The sequence below is a fragment of the Streptomyces lichenis genome, from assembly GCF_023218175.1.
Classification (GTDB): Bacteria; Actinomycetota; Actinomycetes; order Streptomycetales; family Streptomycetaceae; genus Streptomyces; species Streptomyces lichenis.
The window spans coordinates 88,698-108,554 of record NZ_JALPTH010000026.1; the positions used below are offsets into that span (position 1 = coordinate 88,698).

Sequence of the window (19,857 nt, forward strand, 5' to 3'; positions counted from 1 at the left end):
GTCCTCCGGCGGGACAGACGCCCCGGTACCTGTCGTGTTCATCCTGGCTGGATCTCCGTCTCCAGTTCGTCGGCCATGTGCCGGGCGTTGCTGGAGGCAGACGAGTATCCGCCGGTCGTGCCGGAGGTCACCCAGTCCAGCACGCTGTCGGGCTCCTTGAAACCATGTGCCCTGGCGGCCTCCTGCGCCGCGATCTGAGTCGAGGTCTGCGTCTCGCGCCTGTTGGTCTCCCACAGCCGGCCGGCATCCTGGCTGGCGTCTTTCAGCACGTCGGTCTCCGACTGCTGGAAGATGTGCTCCAGGACGACGCTGCTGACCGTCCCGGCCACCCCGCTGGCGACGGCACCGCCCACTGGGGTGGCGATGAAGCTGACGCCGACGCCGATACCCGTGCCGATCGCTCCGGACCACGCGTTCTTCTGCTGGGCGACGGCGTCCTGGAAGTCCTTGGCCTCCTTCGCCGCCGGACCCACCACGGCCTCCTGCTGACCGATGGCCAGGATGCCGCTCACCTCGCCGTTGCGGTGAGCGATGTCCTCGACCGTCCGGTCCATCGCCTGCGGATAGCGCAACGACTCGTCGCCCTGTGTCTCCGGGCTGAAGTGGTAGTCCATGAGGTTGCTCATATAGGCCGCTTGGCCGACACTCACCGCGGCATAGGCGTCCTCGCTCTGGCCGATCGTGACCAGGAAGCGGGTCGTCTCAGCCTGGCTGAGGTCCGCCATCGACCCCGCCACCGGGAACAGCTTGTCCGTGTTGCCCTTCACATCCATGGAAATCGCCCGGTTGATGTCCGGCAGGTACTCGGAGGCGATCTGCCCCATGCTGTCCGACATATGGCCGTACTTGGTCAGCCGCTCCGGATCGTCGGACACCGAGGCGACGATGTCCGCCATCAGTCCGGCCTGGGCCGGAGTGTGCGGGGGAGTGTCCGGGGTGGGCATCTCGCCCGCCCGGTGCCCCGTGGTCGCCGCCTCCAGCGCGAGCGCGAGGTTGTTGCGGCCCTCGATGCTCTCCTCGCCCTTGTCGTCCCGCTCCTGGGGCCAGTCCCGCTCCTCGAAGAGGTAGTCGAAGGTGGAGAGCTCCCGCTTCACCTCCTTGCCGCCGGCCTCCTCCGTGAAGTCATGGTCCTCGTCCTTGCCGACGAAGGTGCCGTTGAAGAACTCCGTGGCCGCGCCCGGGCTGTTCGACAGGGCCTTGAGGAAGCCGGTCATCGGGTCGGAGCCGGAGTCGGAACCGGTGCGGTTCAGCAGGGGGTCCATGCCCATGTGCTGCCAGGCCAGGGCGACATGGCGGCCGTTCTGGGTGTACTTCTTCTCCGCCTCGATCAGCCCGCCGCCGTAGGAGGTGAGGAACCTGTCGTCGTAGTCGCCCCAGCGCATCAGGCTGCTCATCACCTGGAAGCCCGTCGCCGAGTTGTTCCGGGACGCGCTCTGCGTGCCCAGGTCCACCATCTCGCGCTTCCACGCCGCCATCTCGGCCGTGTCCGCCTGGGTCGCGGTCGCCAGGGTGAGGCCGAGGTGCCGCTGGAGCTCGTCGTACTGGTCCACCCGCTCATGGCCCAGCTTCCAGTTGAGCTGCGGGGTGTTGAGGTCCGCCCAGAACCGCAGGGTGCCCTTCGCGCCGAGCTGCTCGGCGAACCGTTCCGCGAACAGCTCGTCGCCCGCGTACTTCCTCAGCCCGCCGTTCAGAGCGTCGAAGTCGGCGGCCGTGAGGTCCTTGGCGTCCTTCTTCGCCAGCGCCGACAGCCGCTCGGCCTCCCGCAGGGCGTTCACGGCACCGTCGCGGTCGGCGTACTTCGCCCCGGAGAAGCCGTACTCGGCCAGGTCCACCAGGGCCCGCAGGGCGGTCGCCGCGCTGCTGTCGCTCTCGGTCGCGCGGTCCAGGAGCCCCTGGATCTCGTCGCGCAGGGCGGTGACATCGCCCGGGGTGTGGTCCGGGACATCGGTGCCCTCGGCGGCCCGGTCCGGGTGGATGTTCATGGTGACGGTGAAGCCGCCGCCCGTGGAGGTGACGGTGAGGTTCTTCGCCAGGCCCCGCTCGACGGCCGCGTCGACCTTCTTCTGCCAGTCCCGCAGCTCGTCCCGGGTGTCCTTGAGGATGTCGCGGATGGAGGTCGCCTGGGTCACCGCGTCCGCGAACTCCCCGGCGGTCTTGCCGACGAAGGCCTTGGAGACGGTGGCGTTCTCGCCCTTCCAGGACGCCTTGTTCGCCTTGCCGCGCAGCCCCTCCCGGGCGGTCTTCTCCAGCCCCTGCAGATTGGTGATCGTCTTCGACCAGTCGATGACCGCGTCGTCCAGGGCGGAGAAGTCGGCGAAGCGCAGATCGTCCAGGTTCATCAGCCGTCCGCCTTCTGCGGCTTCTTCTCGCCGTAGATCGGGTTCTTGGCGCCCGCCGGGGCGTATGACTCGTCGAACCCGGCGTCCAGGGTGGCGATGCTGCTCAACGTCCCCTCGACATGGACCTCGTCGCCGGCGTGCGCCTTCTTGGTGAAGTCCAGGTGGTTGGAGATATGGGCGCAGGCGTCCGTCAGAGACTTCACGCTCTTCTCCCAGCGGTCGGCGACATGCCCCAGCGCCCCGCCCAGTGCGAAGCCGTCCCCGGTGAGCCTTCCGGCTGCTGTGCGGCTGCTGGGCAGGGCGACCTTGCCCTGCTTCGACAGGTCCGTGTACAGGGTGTAGGCCTTGTCGCCGATGGCGGCCAGGTCCTTCTGGTCGACGGCGAGATCACCCTGGGTGCTTCCGGCGCCCCCGCCCTCGACGGGCAGCTGGTTCAGCCGCATCCGTTCCGGACTTCTCCCGGCCGCCGAGGCCTTCAACTGCTCCCACTCGTCCCAGGCCATCGCCCGGCCCCTCCCTCGTCACCCGACACACCGGCCACACCGCTCAGCAACCTAGGGAGGGGCGCGCACCGGGCGCAAGCAGGTGCACCCGGTGCGCCCACGGTGTGAACGGCGCCTTCACATCCCACCCCCTCGCTCCCTTGAGTCCTCTCAGCCTCCGTCCTCCACCGGCGGCATCAGACCCGTCTGCACCAGCGGGTTGCCGCGCTGGCGGGAGACGAAGACGCCCCGGCCGGCCGGCATCGGGCGCATCCGGACGCCGCCGAGGATCTCGCCCTCCTGGGGGTCGCCGGAGAGCAGCACGCCCACCGCGCCGAGCTCCGTCATCCGCTGCACGAAGGGCTCGTAGGTGGCGCGGCTGGCCCCGGCGGCGTTGCGGGCGATGATGAAGCGCACCCCGACGTCCCGGGCGAAGGGCAGGTGCTCCGTGAGCTTGGCCAGCGGATTGCCGCTCGACGTGGACACCAGGTCGTAGTCGTCCACCACCACGAACACCGTCGGGCCCCGCCACCAGCTGCGCTCCCGCAGCTGCCGCGCGGTGACGTCGGCCGAGGGGGTGCGGCGGCGCATCAGGTCGTACAGGGCGTCGACATGGTGCTCCATCGCGTTGGACATCGGCACGTACTCGGCCAGGTGCGAGGCGGGGGTGACGTCCAGCAGGGCGCGGCGGTTGTCGATGACGAAGAACTTGCAGGAGTCGCCGTCGTACCGCTCGCTGAGCTGCTTGATCAGCAGCCGCAGCAGATTGGACTTGCCCGACTCGGCGTCGCCGAAGACCAGCAGGAACGGGTCGCGCTCGAAGTCGGCGAACACCGGCTCCAGGGCGTTCTCGTCGATGCCGAGGGCCACCCCGCGCTCCGGGGCCGCCGAGCCCGCCGGGAGCAGCCGGGCCGGCAGCTCGCGGGGGAGCAGCCGCACCTCGGGCGCGCCCGGGACCGTCCAGTGCCGGGCGCACTCGCGGGCCATCGCCGCGGTGGCGTCGGACAGCTCGCTGCCGGAGGCGACCCCGTCGATCCGCGGGACGGCCGCCATGAAGTGCAGTTTCTCGGGGGTGAGGCCGCGGCCGGGGACGCCGGTCGGCACGTTGACGGCCGCCTTGCGGTCCAGCTCGGAGTCCATGGTGTCGCCGAGCCGCAGCTCCAGGCGGTTCATCAGATGGTCCTTGAGGTTGGCCCGGACCTCCATCGAGCGTGAGGCGGTGAGGACCACGTGGATGCCGTAGCCGAGGCCGCGCGCGGCGATGTCGACCACGATCGGCTCCAGGCCCTCGTACTCGGTGCGGAAGGCGCCCCAGCCGTCCACGACCAGGAAGACATCGCCCCAGGGCTGGTCGGAGACCGGGATCTCGCCGCTGGCCCGCAGCCGGCGGAAGGTGGCGATGGAGTCCACCCCGGCGCTGCGGAAGTACTCCTCGCGCCGGCTCAGCACCCCGTACACCTCGGCCACCGTGCGGCGCACCCGCTCCGGGTCCAGCCGGGAGGCCACCCCGCCGACATGGGGCAGACCGGAGAGCGAGGCCATGGCGCCGCCGCCGAAGTCCAGCCCGTAGAACTGCACCTCGTGCGGGGTGTGGGTGAGGGCGAAGGCCGACACCAGCGTCCGCAGCAGGGTGGACTTACCGGACTGCGGACCGCCCACGATCTGCATATGGCCGGCCGCCCCGGAGAAGTCCCGGTACAGCGTCTCGCGCCGCTGCTCGAACGGCTTGTCGACCACGCCCAGCGGTACGACGAGCCGCCCGGCCCCCTCGTAACCGGGCTGCGTCAGCCCCCGGCCCGGCACCGCGGCCAGCCCCGGCAGCAACTCGTCCAGCGGCGGCGGGTTGTCCAGCGGCGGCAGCCACACCTGGTGCGCCTCCGCGCCGCGGCCCTCCAGCCGCCGTACCACCACATCCAGCACCGAGTCCGTCAGCGCCTCGTCCTCGCCGGAGCGCTGCTCGGGCACCCGGGGCCGCTCGGCGGGCCGCACATGGCGCACCGCCACCGGGGCGGCCGTGAACAGCACCGGCCGGCGGTCCACCGGCAGCGGCCCGCCCGGCGCTCTCTCGCCCCGGTCCCGGCGGTACGGCCCGGAGACGTACGCCGCCTTGAACCGCACCATCTCGTCGGTGCCGTACTTCAGGAACCCCGAACCGGGCACGTTCGGCAGCTCGTAGGCGTCCGGCACCCCGAGCGCGGCCCGCGACTCCGCCGCCGAGAAGGTCCGCAGACCGATCCGGTACGAGAGGTAGGTCTCCAGCCCGCGCAGCCGGCCCTCCTCCAACCGCTGCGAGGCCAGCAGCAGATGGACGCCGAGCGACCGGCCGATCCGGCCGATCTGGACGAACATGTCGATGAAGTCCGGCTTGGCGGTGAGCAGTTCGCTGAACTCGTCGATGACCAGGACGAGGGAGGGGATCGGTTGGAGCGGGGCCCCGGCGGCCCGGGCCTTCTCGTAGTCGTGGATGTTGGCGAAGTTGCCCGCGTCGCGCAGCAGTTCCTGGCGCCGGTTCAGCTCACCGCGGATGGAGTCGCCCATCCGGTCCACCAGGGTCAGATCGTCCGCCAGGTTGGTGATCACCGCCGCCACATGCGGCAGCTGCGACATCCCGGCGAAGGTCGCGCCGCCCTTGAAGTCCGCCAGGACGAAGTTCAGCGTCTCGGAGGAGTGCGTCACCGCCAGCCCCAGCACCAGCGTGCGCAGCAGCTCCGACTTGCCGGAACCGGTCGCGCCCACACACAGCCCGTGCGGGCCCATCCCCTCCTGCGCCGCCTCCTTCAGGTCCAGCATCACCGGCGCGCCGTCCTCGCCGACCCCGATCGGCACCCGCAGCCGCTCCGAGCGCGAGCGGGGCCGCCAGGTGCGGGCCACCTCCACCGAGGCCGCGTCCCCGAGGTTCAGCAGATCGGTGAAGTCCAGGTTGGCCAGCAGCGGTTCGTCGTCGTTGGCCCCGCCCGACGCCATCCGCAGCGGCGCCAGCTGGCGGGCCAGCGTCTCGGCCGCCGGGAGGCTCAACCGGTCCGGCACCCCCTCGTACACGGTGTCCCGCCCGGCTTCCAGGCGCAGCGCGCCCTCGCGTACCAGGAGCGACAGACCGCCGCCGCGCGCCCCGCCGGCCGCCGCCTCATCCGCCGCGACCTGGAGCACCGTCACCCCCTGCAGACCCTCCGACGGGGCCAGCGCCGACATGGGGGAGAGGTACTGCCCGTCCAGCACCACCACCAGATGCGGCCGGTCCGCGACCGGCGCCCCACCGGGCGTGAACCGCGGCCGGCCCTCCAGCCACCCGCCCAGCAGCTCCTCCAACTCCCGTACGTCGGTGGTGATCAGCCGCCGCGAACCGGCGCCGTCACCCTCCCCGGGCGCCTGTGCGTGCGGCAGCCACTTGGCGAACTCCCAGTGCGGCGCCTCGGCCGGCCCGGCCGCCACCGCGATCACCAGGTCGTCGGGGGAGTGCAGCGCGGCCAGCGAGCACACCATGGCCCGGGCCACCGCGCGTACCGCCTCCGCCTCACCGCCCACCACCAACTGGGGGAAGGCGCGCAGCGACACCGCTACCGGCAGGCCGTCCACCATCCCGTGGGCGTCCACGAACTGCCGCAGCGCGCTGGCCGTCAGCGGCTCCAGCTCGTCCACCGGACCGGTCTCCGGGGCGAGCAGCGGGGTGGCGAGCTGCTGTCCGCCCAACCCGACCCGGACCTGACCGAAGTCGTCGTCGCCCGTCCGCCGCTCCCACACCCGGCTGCCCTCGGCCACCAGCGCCCACAACTGCTCCGGGGCCGGGTGCAGATAGAACTGCCCGTCCCGCTGCAACCGCGCCGTACGCCGCACCGCCCGCCGGGTCTTGGCCAGATAGGACAGGTAGTCACGGCGCAGATCGGCCAGTTCGCCCTGGGTGCCGCGCCGGTAGCGGACCATCATCGCGATCGCCATCCCCACCGTGGAGGCGATCATCACCATGCCCATGATCCGCATCACGGGATTGGGCGTCATGAAGAAGAAGACCACCGAGCCGCCCATGCCGAGCGTCGGCAGCAGCTGCATCAGCATGCCCTCCTGCTGCCCTCGGGGCAGCTCCGGAGGCGGTTGCAGCTGCACCGGCTCGCCGGGCACCTCCGACGGCAGGGTCCGCGGTGGGCGCTTCACGACGATTTGACTCACAGCTCACCCATTCCCTTGGCGTACGGAAACGTTCGTATCGGCGCCCCCGTGGCGACGGGCTCCGTGCGCGGCAAGGGATCCTACTTGCGCGGCCGGTCGGGGCGGAGCGATAAGGTGACGGCCGGCGCCGGCGCCGGTGCGCCTGTGAACCGGGCAAAGGGATGCGCGAGACAGGGACGAGGCCGACCCGCCCGCTCAAACGGCCCCGCCCGCGCGGCCGGTGACGCCGGACCGACGGGTGACGCGGGACCGACCGGTGACGCCGGACCGACCGATGACGCCGGCGACGGAGCGGTCGGCCCGCACCACACGACGAGGGGAAGCAGCAGGTGAGCACCACCGCCTCAGCCGCGGCCGCCGCACCAGGCCGGCCGGCCGCGGCGGCACCGTCCGGCGGGACCGGCTTCTGCCGGATCACCGTCGTCGCGCCCGACAGCCGCGTCGACCTCGCCCTGCCCGACGACGCCCCCGTCGCCGACCTCTACCCCGAGGTGCTGCGGCTCTCCGGTCAGAGCCCCGCGCCCGGCGCCCCGGTCGGCTACCACCTGGTGCGCCGCGACGGCACCGTGCTCGACTCGGCCCGCTCGCTCACCGCCCAGCGCGTCCTCGACGGCGAGCTGCTCTTCCTGCGGCCGTTCGCCGAGTCGCTTCCGCCCGCTGTGTTCGACGACGTCTCCGACGCCGTCGCCTCGGCCGTCGCCCGCGACCGCACCCTCTGGTCCGACGCGCTGATGCGCGGCGCGGGCCTCTTCGGCGGCGCGGTGCTGTTGGTCCTGCTCGCCTTCGTGCTGTGGACCTCCGCGCCCCTCCACGACACCCACGGCCTGCCCGGCGTCCTGGCCGGCACCGCCGCCGTGCTGCTGCTGGCGCTCGCCGGGGTGCGCGCCCGGGTCTACGCCGACCGCGGCTCCGCCGTCGCCTTCGGCATCGGAGCCCTGGCCAACGCCGCCGTCGGCGGTGCCGGACTGCTGCCGCTCGCCGCCGGGCAGGGCGTCGGCCGCCTCCAGGCGCTGCTGGCCCTGGCCGCGGTCCTGCTGGCCGCCGTGCTGCTGATGGTGCTGGCCCCCGGCGGCGACAGCCCCTTCGTCGCCTTCGCGTTCGCCGCCGCGCTCGGCGCCCTGGCCGTCTTCACCGCCATCCTCACCGGACTCACCCCCGCCGAGGGCGCAGCCCTCTGCGCCCCGGTCGCCGCCGGCGCCCTCGCCTTCCTGCCCGGCCTCTCCACCCGGTTCGCCCGCCTGCCGATCGGCTTCGAGCCGCCCCGCCCCTCCTACGGCGGCGGCTACGGCGAAGGCGAGCCGCCCGCCCCGGTGGACGCCGAGAAGATCGCCGCCCAGGCCCGGCGCGGACACGAACTGCTGGTCGGCCTGGTCGGCGGCTGCGCCCTGCTCGCCGTGGGCGCCGCCGCGGTGCTCGGCTTCTCCGACGGCCTCTGGCCCCGGCTGCTGGCCCTGGCCACCGGCGCCGCGATGATGACGCGCGCCCACCTCTTCCGCTACACCGCCCAGGTCGGCTGCGCGCTGGCCTCCGGCCTCGCCGCCCTGGTCGTCCTGGGCCTCGGCCTCTGCCTCAACCCGCCGGCCGGGCTGCTCGCGGCCGCGCTGCGCGGCGACGGCGGGCCGCTGGCCCTGCGTACGGTGTGGCTGAGCGCCGCCGTCGCGGCAATCGCCGCCCTGATCACCGCCATCGGGCTGATCGTGCCGCGCGCCGGGGTCACCCCCTTCTGGGGCCGCTTCCTGGAGATCGCCGAGGCCTTCGTGCTGCTCACCCTGGCCCCGCTGGCCCTCGCGGTCTTCGGCGTCTACCACTCCATCCGGGCACTGACGTCGTAAGGCGGCTCCGGGGGCCGGCCCGGAGGGCGCTCCAGGGGCTGGTACGCTGTGTGACGGCCGTTTGTGTACGCGCTCCCGGTTCACCTGGGAGCAGCGCCCATCGGACCTTCGCCCGTCGAGTCACGGAAGCTCCCCCGAGATCAGCCTCGGGGCACTCGCGGGCGCTCGAACCACCTCAAGGAGTACGCGTGTCTCTCGACGCCGCCGTGAAGAAGCAGATCATCTCCGAGTTCGGCACCAAGGAGGGCGACACCGGCTCCCCCGAGGTCCAGGTCGCGATGCTCTCGCGCCGCATCTCGGACCTCACCGAGCACCTCAAGACCCACAAGCACGACCACCACTCCCGCCGTGGTCTGCTGATCCTGGTCGGCCAGCGCCGCCGCCTGCTGCAGTACCTGGCCAAGAAGGACATCCAGCGCTTCCGTGCCCTGGTCGACCGCCTCGGCATCCGCCGCGGTGCGGCCGGCGGCGCCAAGTAAGGACGCCGTGAAGGGAGCGGTTCCCGATTCCAGGGGGCCGCTCCCTTCGCCGTACGTGCGCGGTGTCACTCCGGCTTTGTAGGCTGGAGAACGACAACAGCACACAGCACGACGAAAGCCCCGTGCCCTCGCACGGAGAAGGCCCCCCGCCGCCGGTCCTCGGTAGTGGCCCCCGGGAGCACGCCCCCGGGTGCTTCGATCGAAGACCGGCCCGCACAGACGGCACTTCTCCGCCCCGTCCCCGCCGCACGGGCGCCCGGGCCCGCCGGAAGGGCCCGAGCGGGGACGAAAAGACGCGAAGCAAAGACGACAACGTAAACGGAGAAACCACTGGTGGAGAACGAGACCCACTACGCCGAGGCCGTCATCGACAACGGCGCCTTCGGCACCCGCACCATCCGCTTCGAGACCGGCCGGCTGGCCCGCCAGGCCGCCGGGTCCGCCGTGGCGTACCTGGACGACGACACCATGGTGCTGTCGGCCACCACCGCCTCGAAGAAGCCCAAGGACCAGCTCGACTTCTTCCCCCTGACGGTGGACGTCGAGGAGCGGATGTACGCGGCCGGCAAGATCCCCGGCTCCTTCTTCCGCCGGGAGGGCCGCCCCTCCGAGGACGCCATCCTCACCTGCCGCCTGATCGACCGCCCGCTGCGCCCGTCCTTCAAGAAGGGCCTGCGCAACGAGATCCAGGTCGTCGAGACGATCATGGCGCTCAACCCCGACCACCTCTACGACGTGGTCGCCATCAACGCCGCCTCCTGCTCCACGCAGCTGGCCGGCCTGCCCTTCTCCGGCCCGATCGGCGGCACCCGCGTCGCCCTGATCAAGGGCCAGTGGGTCGCCTTCCCCACCCACACCGAGCTGGAGGACGCCGTCTTCGACATGGTCGTCGCCGGCCGTGTCCTGGAGGACGGCGACGTCGCGATCATGATGGTCGAGGCCGAGGCCACCGACCAGACGATCCAGCTGGTCAAGGGCGGTGCCGAGGCCCCCACCGAGGAGGTCGTCGCCGCCGGCCTGGAGGCCGCCAAGCCCTTTATCAAGGTGCTGTGCAAGGCCCAGTCCGACCTCGCCGCCAAGGCCGCCAAGCCCACCGGCGAGTTCCCGGTCTTCCTCGACTACGAGGACGACGTGCTGGAGGCTCTGACCGCCGCCGTCAGGACGGAGCTGGCCCAGGCGCTCACCATCGGCGGCAAGCAGGACCGCGAGGCCGAGCTGGACCGCGTCAAGGCGCTCGCCGCCGAGAAGCTGCTCCCGAAGTTCGAGGGCCGCGAGAAGGAGATCTCCGCCGCGTACCGCTCGCTGACCAAGTCCCTGGTGCGCGAGCGCGTCATCAAGGACAAGGTCCGCATCGACGGCCGCGGCGTCACCGACATCCGCACCCTGGCCGCCGAGGTCGAGGCCATCCCGCGGGTGCACGGCTCCGCCCTGTTCGAGCGCGGTGAGACCCAGATCCTGGGCGTCACCACCCTCAACATGCTCCGCATGGAGCAGCAGCTGGACACCCTCTCCCCGGTGACCCGCAAGCGCTACATGCACAACTACAACTTCCCGCCGTACTCCACCGGCGAGACCGGCCGCGTCGGCTCCCCCAAGCGCCGCGAGATCGGCCACGGCGCCCTCGCCGAGCGCGCCCTGCTGCCGGTGCTGCCGACCCGCGAGGAGTTCCCCTACGCGATCCGCCAGGTGTCCGAGGCCCTCGGCTCCAACGGCTCGACGTCCATGGGCTCCGTCTGCGCCTCCACCATGTCCCTGCTGAACGCCGGTGTGCCGCTCAAGGCCCCGGTCGCCGGCATCGCCATGGGCCTGATCTCCCAGGAGATCGACGGCGAGACGCACTACGTCACCCTCACCGACATCCTCGGTGCGGAGGACGCCTTCGGCGACATGGACTTCAAGGTCGCCGGTACGAAGGAGTTCGTCACCGCCCTCCAGCTCGACACCAAGCTGGACGGCATCCCGGCCTCCGTCCTGGCCGCGGCCCTCAAGCAGGCCCGCGACGCCCGCCTCCACATCCTCGACGTGATGATGGAAGCGATCGACACCCCGGACGAGATGTCCCCCAACGCCCCGCGGATCATCACCGTCAAGATCCCCGTGGACAAGATCGGCGAGGTCATCGGCCCCAAGGGCAAGATGATCAACCAGATCCAGGAGGACACCGGCGCCGAGATCACGATCGAGGACGACGGCACCATCTACATCGGTGCCGCCGACGGACCGGCCGCCGAGGCCGCCCGCGCCACGATCAACGGCATCGCCAACCCGACCATGCCGGAGGTCGGCGAGCGCTACCTGGGCACGGTCGTCAAGACCACCACCTTCGGTGCGTTCGTCTCCCTGATGCCCGGCAAGGACGGCCTGCTGCACATCTCGCAGATCCGCAAGCTCGCCGGCGGCAAGCGCGTGGAGAACGTCGAGGACGTGCTCGCGGTCGGCGCCAAGGTGCAGGTGGAGATCGCCGAGATCGACCAGCGCGGCAAGCTCTCCCTGATCCCCGTCCTCGCGGACGAGGACGGCTCCGACGACGACACGAAGGCCGACGCCGACAAGTGACGTCCCGCAGCCTCAAGACGACGGCCCGCACCTCCACGGAGGCGCGGGCCGTCGCCCGTACCCAAACGCTCCTCAAGGGCCAGGACGGCATCGGTACCGTCCGCCGCACCACCCTCCCCGGTGGGCTGCGGGTGATCACCGAGACCCTGCCCTCCGTCCGCTCCGCCACCTTCGGCATCTGGGCGCACGTCGGCTCCCGCGACGAGACGCCCGCCCTCGGCGGCGCCACCCACTACCTGGAACACCTCCTCTTCAAGGGCACCGCCACTCGCAGCGCCCTGGACATCTCCTCCGCCACCGACGCCGTCGGCGGCGAGATGAACGCCTTCACGGCGAAGGAGTACACCTGCTACTACGCGCGGGTCCTCGACACCGACCTGCCGCTCGCCATCGACGTGGTCTGCGACATGCTCACCGGCTCGCTGATCCGCCAGGAGGACGTGGACGCCGAGCGCGGCGTCATCCTGGAGGAGATCGCGATGACCGAGGACGACCCGGGAGACGTCGTCCACGACCTGTTCGCCAAGACCATGTTCGGCGACACCCCGCTCGGCCGCCCCGTGCTCGGCACCGTCGACACCATCGAGGCGCTGAACGCCGAGCGCATCCGGCGCTTCTACGCCAAGCACTACGACCCCACCCACCTGGTGGTCGCCGCCGCGGGCAACGTCGACCACGCCGACGTGGTACGCCGGGTCCGCCGCGCCTTCGACAAGGCCGGCGCCCTCGCCCGTACCGACGCCGCCCCGCTCGCCCCGCGCTCCGGCACCCGCGCCCTGCGCACCGCCGGCCGGGTCGAGGTCATCGGCCGCAAGACCGAGCAGACCCATCTGGTCCTCGGCGTCCCCGGGCTGCCCCGCACCGACGAGCGCCGCTGGGCGCTGAGCGTGCTCAACACCGCGCTCGGCGGCGGCATGTCCTCCCGCCTCTTCCAGGAGGTACGGGAGAAGCGGGGCCTGGCCTACAGCGTCTACTCGTACACCTCCGGCTTCGCCGACTGCGGCCTGTTCGGGGTGTACGCGGGGTGCCGGCCCAGCCAGGTCCACGACGTGCTCAAGATCTGCCGCGCCGAGCTGGACCGGGTCGCCGCCGAGGGCCTGCCGGAGGACGAGATCGCCCGCGCCATCGGCCAGCTCAAGGGCTCCACCGTGCTCGGCCTGGAGGACACCGGCGCCCTGATGAACCGCATCGGCAAGAGCGAGCTGTGCTGGGGCGACCACATGTCGGTCGACGACATGCTGGCCAGGATCGCCGCGGTCACCCCCGACGACATCCGGGACGTGGCCGCCGACCTGCTGACCCGGCGCCCCTCCCTGTCGGTGATCGGCCCGCTGAAGGACAAGCAGGCCGACCGCCTCCACCAGGCCGTCGCCTGAGTGCCCCTGATCACTGTCGTACCGATCACTGGAGAGACATGAGCAGCAAGCTGCGGGTCGCCGTCCTCGGCGCCAAGGGCCGCATCGGCTCCGAGGCGGTCCGCGCCGTCGAGGCCGCCGACGATCTGGAGCTGGTGGCCGCCCTCGGCCGCGGCGACAGCCTGGACGCCCTCGCCGGCAGCGGCGCCCAGGTGGCCGTCGAGCTGACCACCCCCGACTCGGTGATGGCCAACCTCGACTACTGCGTCGGCCGCGGCATCCACGCCGTGGTGGGCACCACCGGCTGGACCGAGGAGCGGATCGCCACCCTCACCGGATGGCTGGAGAAGTCACCGGAGACCGGGGTGATGATCGCCCCGAACTTCTCCATCGGCGCGGTCCTCACCATGAAGTTCGCCCAGCTCGCCGCCCCGTACTTCGAGTCCGTCGAGGTCGTGGAGCTGCACCACCCCGACAAGGTGGACGCCCCCTCCGGCACCGCCGCCCGCACCGCGCAGCTGATCGCCGCCGCCCGCGCCGAGGCCGGGTCCGCCCCCCAGCCGGACGCCACCGCCACCGCCCTGGACGGCGCCCGCGGCGCCGACGTGGACGGCGTACGGGTGCACTCGGTACGGCTGCGCGGGCTGCTCGCCCACCAGGAGGTGCTGCTCGGCGGTGAGGGTGAGACCCTCACCGTCCGGCACGACTCGCTGCACCACTCCAGCTTCATGCCGGGCATCCTGCTGGGCGCCCGCAGGGTCGGCTCCGCCCCGGGCCTCACCTTCGGGCTGGAACACTTCCTGGACCTGGGCTGACACCGGTCATGCGTGCCAAGATCGGTTACCTCGTCACGGCTGCCGTCCTGGCCGTCTTCTTCGTCCTGGTCGGCGGCCGTGCCGTCGCCCTCATCGGTGTCGGCACCCCCGTCGCCGTCGCCATAGGGATCGCGGCCCTGACACTGCCGCTGATCGGCGTCTGGTTCCTCTGGCAGAACACCCGGTTCGTCACCCGCGCCAACAAGCTCGCCGCCGAGCTGGAGGCCGAGGGCGGGCTGCCCGTCGACGAGCTGGTGCGCACCCCCGGCGGCCGGATCGACCGCGACTCGGCCGACGCCGTCTTCGCCCGCCGCCGCGCCGAGACCGAGGACGCCCCCGGCGACTGGCGCTGCTGGTTCCGGCTCGCCGTCGCCTACCAGGACGCCCGCGACACCCCGCGGGCCCGCAAGGCCATGCAGCGCGCCATCGCCCTGCACGACGGACGCCGCCCGGCCGCCTCCTGAAGAGGCGCGCCGGACGGCGTCCGTCCGTCTTCTCCGCGTTCTCAGTGTTCTCCGCGTACCGCGTCAGCGGGCCGCGGCGTACTCCGCGTTCCAGGCCTCCACCGTGTCGGCGGCCCGGTCGAAGGCCTCCACCCGGGACAGGAAGTCCGCGCTGTGGTCGGTCAGCAGCACCATCTGGTCACCCGCGCCGTTCGGTACGAGGACCAGGGCCTGGCCCTGCACGGTCCTCGGCAACCCGAGCCACCGCACCGGCTGCTGCACCGTGCGCACCGCCTTGGCCCGGGACCACGGCAGGGTGGTGGTCCGCAGGAACCCGACCCGCCGCACCCCGTGCCGGCTCACCCAGGTGCCCATCCGCAGCAGCCGCAGCGCCGCCAGCACCACCAGGGAGGCCGCCGCCAGGCAGATCGCCGCGGCCGTCCCCGCCGCGGCGAACGCGATGATCACCGTGGCCAGCAGCATGAACGAGGCCAGCAGCAGCGCCAGCGCCGCCGCCCCGACCCGCCAGGGGCCGGGGCGGTACGGGCGGCGCCACTGGTCGTGGTCGTCGAACGGGAGCGCGACGTCCTCACCGGCGTCGAAGCCGCGGTCGGCCGTCAGAAAGGGCAGGGGCACGACTGTTCCTCACTCATACACACGCTCGATGGGGCTGTGCGGGGTGAGGCTACCCAGCCGCTGCGCGACCGGCCACTCCAGGGTGGCCGCCGGGGGAGGGGTCAGCGTCCCTGGGATGCCTCGGACTGCTGACTGTGCCCGGTGGTTGCCGGGCCCGCTTCCATGGCCGGCAGACCGAAGAGCAGGGACCCCGCCAGACCGGCCACCACCGTCAGCCCGACCAGCGTACGGCTCGCCACCTGCGAAAGACTCGGACGCTGCCGCGCCGGAGGGGTGACGTTGCTGCGGAAGCGTTCGGCCTCCGCGACGAACTGGAACGGGACGGCCTCGCTGCGGGGGCTACCCAGCGGCAGCTGGGAGGAAGTCATCGGTGAACACTCCTTGCGATCGGTGCCTCGTGTGGCGAACTCCGCCACCGCGCTCAACCGGTCAGACGCACGGTACGGCTGTTCGGTGCCCGATTGCCCGATATCAATCCGAACATGTGTCGACCGGACCGAACGGGACGGGTGACCCGGCGCCACCCGGCACCTCGCCGGATCGTTAGGCTGGGCACCTCCCCTCATGACCGGAAGTGACCGGAAGGACCCCCGCGTGCCCGCCTCCCCCGCCGAACCCCCGAAGAAGCCCGACTTCCGCGGTGATGTCACCGTCGACCTGGTGCGCAGCGCCGCCGGCGACTCCGACGTCCTGTGGGCGGCCCGGGTCTCCACGGCCGGCGAGCAGTCCCTGGAGGAGCTGGCCAAGGACCCCGAGCGCTCCAAGGGCCTGATCAACTACCTGATGCGGGACCGGCACGGCAGCCCCTTCGAGCACAACTCGATGACCTTCTTCATCAGCGCCCCGATCTTCGTCTTCCGCGAGTTCATGCGGCACCGGGTCGGCTGGTCCTACAACGAGGAGTCCGGCCGCTACCGGGAGCTCCAGCCGGTCTTCTACGTGCCGGACGCCTCCCGCAAGCTCGTCCAGCAGGGCCGCCCCGGCAAGTACGTCTTCGTCGAGGGCACCGAGGACCAGCACCGCACGGTCACCCAGGCCATGGAGGAGTCCTACGTCCAGGCGTACGGGGCCTACCAGCGGATGCTCGCCGACGGCGTCGCCCGCGAGGTGGCCCGCTCGGTGCTCCCGGTCGGCCTCTACTCCTCGATGTACGCCACCTGCAACGCCCGCTCGCTGATGCACTTCCTGGGGCTGCGCACCCAGCACGAACTGGCCAAGGTCCCGTCCTTCCCGCAGCGGGAGATCGAGATGGTGGGCGAGAAGATGGAGGAGCACTGGGCCCGGCTGATGCCGCTGACCCACGCCGCCTTCAACGCCAACGGGCGCGTCGCACCCTGACCGCCCCGGCGCACTCCGGAGCGGTCGCACGGGCGTGCCACCACCTACGCGATGTGTCCGGATTGCGGCGCTTTGAGAAGTTCATCTAGGCTGATCAAACGGACCCGGCACTGCCTGAACCCCCGAGCAGGCAGTGCCGGGCTCCACCGTCCGTACGTCCCCCGAGGGGACCCCGCGCGCTGAGCAGCGAGTAGCGTGTTACCCATGGCTCCGATCTCCACTCCGCAGACCCCCTTCGGACGGGTCCTCACCGCCATGGTCACGCCCTTCACGGCGGACGGCGCACTCGACCTCGACGGCGCGCAGCGGCTCGCCGCCCACCTGGTGGACGCAGGCAACGACGGCCTGGTCGTCAACGGCACCACCGGCGAGTCCCCGACCACCAGCGACGCGGAGAAAGACCAGCTCGTACGGGCGGTCCTGGAAGCGGTCGGCGACCGCGCCCACGTCGTCGCCGGCATCGGCACCAACGACACCCACCACTCCGTCGAGCTCGCCCGCACCGCCGAACGCGCCGGCGCGCACGGCCTGCTCGCGGTCACGCCGTACTACAACAAGCCCCCGCAGGAGGGCCTGTACCGGCACTTCTCGGCCATCGCCGACTCCACCGGCCTCCCGGTGATGCTGTACGACATCCCCGGCCGCAGCGGCGTCCCCATCGACACCGAGACCATCGTCCGGCTCGCCGCCCACCCGCGGATCGTCGCCAACAAGGACGCCAAGGGCGACCTCGGCCGCGCCAGCTGGGCCATCGCCCGCTCCGGCCTCGCCTGGTACTCCGGCGACGACATGCTCAACCTGCCGCTGCTCTCCGTCGGCGCCGTCGGCTTCGTCTCCGTGGTCGGCCATGTCGTCACCCCCGAGCTGCGCGCCCTGCTGGAGGCCCACCTGGCCGGCGACGTCCAGAAGGCCACCGAGGTGCACCAGCGGCTGCTGCCCGTCTTCACCGGCATGTTCCGCACCCAGGGCGTCATCACCACCAAGGCCGCCCTCGCCCTCCAGGGCCACCCGGCCGGTCCGCTGCGGCTCCCGCTGGTCGAACTCAGCCCCGAGGAGACCGAGCAGCTCAAGATCGACCTGGGCGCCGGCGGGGTACAGCTCTAGACAGGGGCACCATCCCCACAGACTTCACAACTGAAGATCCACAATCGAATACGCACCACCGCACACACGCACCACCGCACACCGACGACCGAACCCATCAACGCAGACGCTGACGAACACCGACAGCACGTGCACGAATGTCACGCGCGCCACGTGCCCGTAGAAGGCACGTGGCGCGCGTGGTGAGGAGAGTCTTTTGAGTCATCCGCATCCCGAACTGGGCGCACCCCCGAAGCTCGCCAAGGGCGGCCTGCGCGTCACCCCGCTCGGCGGTCTCGGCGAGATCGGCCGGAACATGACCGTCTTCGAGTTCGACGGCCGGCTGCTGATCGTCGACTGCGGCGTCCTCTTCCCCGAGGAGGAGCAGCCCGGCATCGACCTGATCCTGCCCGACTTCACCAGCATCAAGGACCGCCTGGACAAGGTCGAGGGCATCGTCCTCACCCATGGCCACGAGGACCACATCGGTGGCGTCCCCTACCTGCTGCGCCTCAAGCCCGACATCCCGCTGATCGGCTCCAAGCTGACCCTCGCCCTGATCGAGGCCAAGCTCCAGGAGCATCGCATCCGCCCCTACACCCTGGAGGTGGCCGAGGGCGACCGCGAGCGGCTGGGCCCCTTCGACTGCGAGTTCGTCGCGGTCAACCACTCCATCCCGGACGCCCTGGCCGTCGCCATCCGCACCCCCGCGGGCATGGTGGTGCACACCGGCGACTTCAAGATGGACCAGCTGCCGCTGGACAACCGGCTGACCGACCTGCACTCCTTCGCCCGCCTCAGCGAGGAGGGCATCGACCTGCTGCTGTCGGACTCCACCAACGCCGAGGTGCCGGGCTTCACCCCGCACGAGCGCGACATCTCCAACGTCATGCGCACGGTGTTCGCCGGGGCCCGCAAGCGGATCATCGTGGCCAGCTTCGCCAGCCACGTCCACCGCATCCAGCAGATCCTGGACGCCGCCCACGAGTACGGCCGCCGGGTCGCCTTCGTCGGCCGCTCCATGGTCCGCAACATGGGCATCGCCCGCGACCTCGGCTACCTCCGGGTCCCGGCCGGGCTGGTCGTGGACGTCCGCGCGCTGGACGACCTGCCCGACGAGGAGGTGGTGCTCGTCTGCACCGGCTCCCAGGGCGAGCCGATGGCGGCGCTCTCCCGGATGGCCAACCGCGACCACCAGATCCGGATCGTCCAGGGCGACACGGTCATCCTGGCGTCGTCCCTCATCCCGGGCAACGAGAACGCGGTCTACCGGGTCATCAACGGCCTCACCCGGTGGGGCGCCAACGTCGTCCACAAGGGCAACGCCAAGGTCCATGTCTCCGGGCACGCCTCGGCCGGCGAGCTGCTGTACTTCTACAACATCTGCCGCCCGCGCAACCTGATGCCGGTGCACGGCGAGTGGCGCCATCTGCGGGCCAACGCCGAGCTGGGCGCCCTGACCGGCGTCCCCAAGGACCGGATCGTCATCGCCGAGGACGGTGTGGTCGTCGACCTCATCGACGGCAAGGCCAAGATCACCGGCAAGGTGCAGGCCGGGTACGTCTATGTGGACGGGCTCTCCGTCGGCGACGTCACCGAGTCCTCCCTGAAGGACCGCCGGATCCTCGGCGACGAGGGCATCATCTCGGTCTTCGTGGTCGTGGACTCCACCACCGGCAAGATCACCGGCGGCCCGCACATCCACGCCCGCGGCTCCGGTATCGAGGACAACGCCTTCGACGCGGTGGTCCCCCGCATCCAGGACGCCCTGTCCCGCTCGGCCGCCGACGGTGTCGTCGAGCCCCACCAGCTCCAGCAGCTGATCCGCCGCACCGTCGGGAAATGGGTCTCGGACACCTACCGGCGCCGGCCGATGATCCTTCCCGTGGTGGTCGAGGTCTGATCCGTCCGGATTCACCCTGATCCGCGACTGACCTACGACTGATCCGCGACTGATCAACAAGGAGCGGGCGGCCCCGATTTGCATCGGGGCCGCCCGCTCCAGTACGTTGACGTCTCCTCCCGCACGAAACCCCGAGGCACCACCGTGTGCCCGCAAGGTTCCGAAGCGGAAGGGAAATCCCGACTCAGAACTTCTGATAAAGTCGGGGAGCGCCGAAAGGCAAAGGCCCTCCAACGGCCACTGGAAACGAAATCCGAACCGGAAACGGAACGGAAAAAGGATCTGGTAAGGTTGGAAACACGAAAGTACCGAAGGGAAGCGCCCGGAGGAAAGCCCGAGAGGGTGAGTACAAAGGAAGCGTCCGTTCCTTGAGAACTCAACAGCGTGCCAAAAGTCAACGCCAGATATGTTGATACCCCGTCCACAGGCTGTCAT

General features: G+C 71.2%; 14 protein-coding genes. 9 read left to right on the forward strand and 5 right to left on the reverse strand.

The window, feature by feature from the left end:
- Nucleotides 1-38: 38 nt before the first annotated feature.
- The 3 genes from M1O15_RS24025 to eccCa form a co-directional block, all read right to left on the reverse strand.
- Nucleotides 39-2,339 (reverse strand): DUF6571 family protein, encoded by a 2,301-nt coding sequence (locus tag M1O15_RS24025; RefSeq protein ID WP_248636221.1) that lies wholly within the window; start codon nucleotides 2,337-2,339, stop codon nucleotides 39-41.
- A complete protein-coding gene (locus M1O15_RS24030) occupies nucleotides 2,339-2,842 on the reverse strand; it encodes a hypothetical protein (protein ID WP_248636222.1) in 504 nt (167 codons plus the stop codon). The genes M1O15_RS24025 and M1O15_RS24030 overlap by 1 nt, the downstream gene beginning before the upstream one ends.
- Before the next feature lie 150 nt (nucleotides 2,843-2,992).
- Nucleotides 2,993-6,982 (reverse strand): type VII secretion protein EccCa, encoded by a 3,990-nt coding sequence (eccCa, locus tag M1O15_RS24035; protein WP_248636223.1) that lies wholly within the window; start codon nucleotides 6,980-6,982, stop codon nucleotides 2,993-2,995.
- A gap of 329 nt (nucleotides 6,983-7,311) precedes the next feature.
- Between eccCa and eccD the strand changes: the two genes are divergently transcribed.
- From eccD to M1O15_RS24065, 6 genes are all read left to right on the forward strand, one after another.
- Complete coding sequence (gene eccD / locus M1O15_RS24040) at nucleotides 7,312-8,814, forward strand: type VII secretion integral membrane protein EccD (RefSeq protein ID WP_248636224.1); 1,503 nt, start codon at nucleotides 7,312-7,314, stop codon at nucleotides 8,812-8,814.
- A gap of 188 nt (nucleotides 8,815-9,002) precedes the next feature.
- Entirely contained in the window at nucleotides 9,003-9,293 is a 291-nt protein-coding gene (rpsO, locus tag M1O15_RS24045; RefSeq protein ID WP_248636225.1) for a 30S ribosomal protein S15, read from the forward strand.
- A 333-nt stretch (nucleotides 9,294-9,626) separates the two neighbouring features.
- Nucleotides 9,627-11,849, forward strand: a complete 2,223-nt coding sequence (locus M1O15_RS24050; protein WP_248636226.1) for a polyribonucleotide nucleotidyltransferase — start codon at nucleotides 9,627-9,629, stop codon at nucleotides 11,847-11,849.
- Complete coding sequence (locus tag M1O15_RS24055; RefSeq protein ID WP_248636227.1) at nucleotides 11,846-13,225, forward strand: M16 family metallopeptidase; 1,380 nt, start codon at nucleotides 11,846-11,848, stop codon at nucleotides 13,223-13,225. Before M1O15_RS24050 ends, M1O15_RS24055 begins: the two co-directional genes overlap by 4 nt.
- A 38-nt stretch (nucleotides 13,226-13,263) precedes the next feature.
- Nucleotides 13,264-14,019 carry a 4-hydroxy-tetrahydrodipicolinate reductase gene (gene dapB / locus M1O15_RS24060; RefSeq protein ID WP_248636228.1) on the forward strand — a complete coding sequence of 252 codons (756 nt, stop codon included), beginning with the start codon at nucleotides 13,264-13,266 and terminating at the stop codon, nucleotides 14,017-14,019.
- An 8-nt stretch (nucleotides 14,020-14,027) separates the two neighbouring features.
- Complete coding sequence (locus M1O15_RS24065; RefSeq protein ID WP_248636229.1) at nucleotides 14,028-14,483, forward strand: hypothetical protein; 456 nt, start codon at nucleotides 14,028-14,030, stop codon at nucleotides 14,481-14,483.
- Between the two features lie 63 nt (nucleotides 14,484-14,546).
- Here the strand turns inward: M1O15_RS24065 and M1O15_RS24070 are convergent, their stop codons facing one another.
- On the reverse strand, nucleotides 14,547-15,098 hold the full coding sequence (locus tag M1O15_RS24070) for an SCO5741 family PH domain-containing membrane protein (protein ID WP_248636230.1): 552 nt from the start codon (nucleotides 15,096-15,098) through the stop codon (nucleotides 14,547-14,549).
- A 101-nt stretch (nucleotides 15,099-15,199) separates the two neighbouring features.
- Entirely contained in the window at nucleotides 15,200-15,466 is a 267-nt protein-coding gene (locus M1O15_RS24075; protein WP_248636231.1) for a hypothetical protein, read from the reverse strand.
- Between the two features lie 196 nt (nucleotides 15,467-15,662).
- Here M1O15_RS24075 and thyX point away from each other — a divergent pair, with 196 nt between their 5' ends.
- The 3 genes from thyX (at nucleotide 15,663) to M1O15_RS24090 (ending at nucleotide 19,422) form a co-directional block, all read left to right on the forward strand.
- Entirely contained in the window at nucleotides 15,663-16,436 is a 774-nt protein-coding gene (gene thyX, locus M1O15_RS24080; protein WP_282577173.1) for an FAD-dependent thymidylate synthase, read from the forward strand.
- A 204-nt stretch (nucleotides 16,437-16,640) separates the two neighbouring features.
- A complete protein-coding gene (dapA, locus tag M1O15_RS24085; RefSeq protein ID WP_248636233.1) occupies nucleotides 16,641-17,540 on the forward strand; it encodes a 4-hydroxy-tetrahydrodipicolinate synthase in 900 nt (299 codons plus the stop codon).
- A 196-nt stretch (nucleotides 17,541-17,736) separates the two neighbouring features.
- Nucleotides 17,737-19,422 (forward strand): ribonuclease J, encoded by a 1,686-nt coding sequence (locus tag M1O15_RS24090; protein WP_248636234.1) that lies wholly within the window; start codon nucleotides 17,737-17,739, stop codon nucleotides 19,420-19,422.
- The last annotated feature ends 435 nt before the right edge of the window (nucleotides 19,423-19,857 follow it).

Coding starts and splice junctions, on each gene's coding strand:
- M1O15_RS24025 (WP_248636221.1), bottom strand. CDS start 2,339: ATGAACCTGGACGATCTGCGCTTCGCCGACTTCTCCGCCCTGGACGAC.
- M1O15_RS24030 (WP_248636222.1), bottom strand. CDS start 2,842: ATGGCCTGGGACGAGTGGGAGCAGTTGAAGGCCTCGGCGGCCGGGAGA.
- dapB (WP_248636228.1), top strand. CDS start 13,264: ATGAGCAGCAAGCTGCGGGTCGCCGTCCTCGGCGCCAAGGGCCGCATC.
- M1O15_RS24065 (WP_248636229.1), top strand. CDS start 14,028: ATGCGTGCCAAGATCGGTTACCTCGTCACGGCTGCCGTCCTGGCCGTC.
- M1O15_RS24075 (WP_248636231.1), bottom strand. CDS start 15,466: ATGACTTCCTCCCAGCTGCCGCTGGGTAGCCCCCGCAGCGAGGCCGTC.
- thyX (WP_282577173.1), top strand. CDS start 15,663: ATGACCGGAAGTGACCGGAAGGACCCCCGCGTGCCCGCCTCCCCCGCC.
- dapA (WP_248636233.1), top strand. CDS start 16,641: ATGGCTCCGATCTCCACTCCGCAGACCCCCTTCGGACGGGTCCTCACC.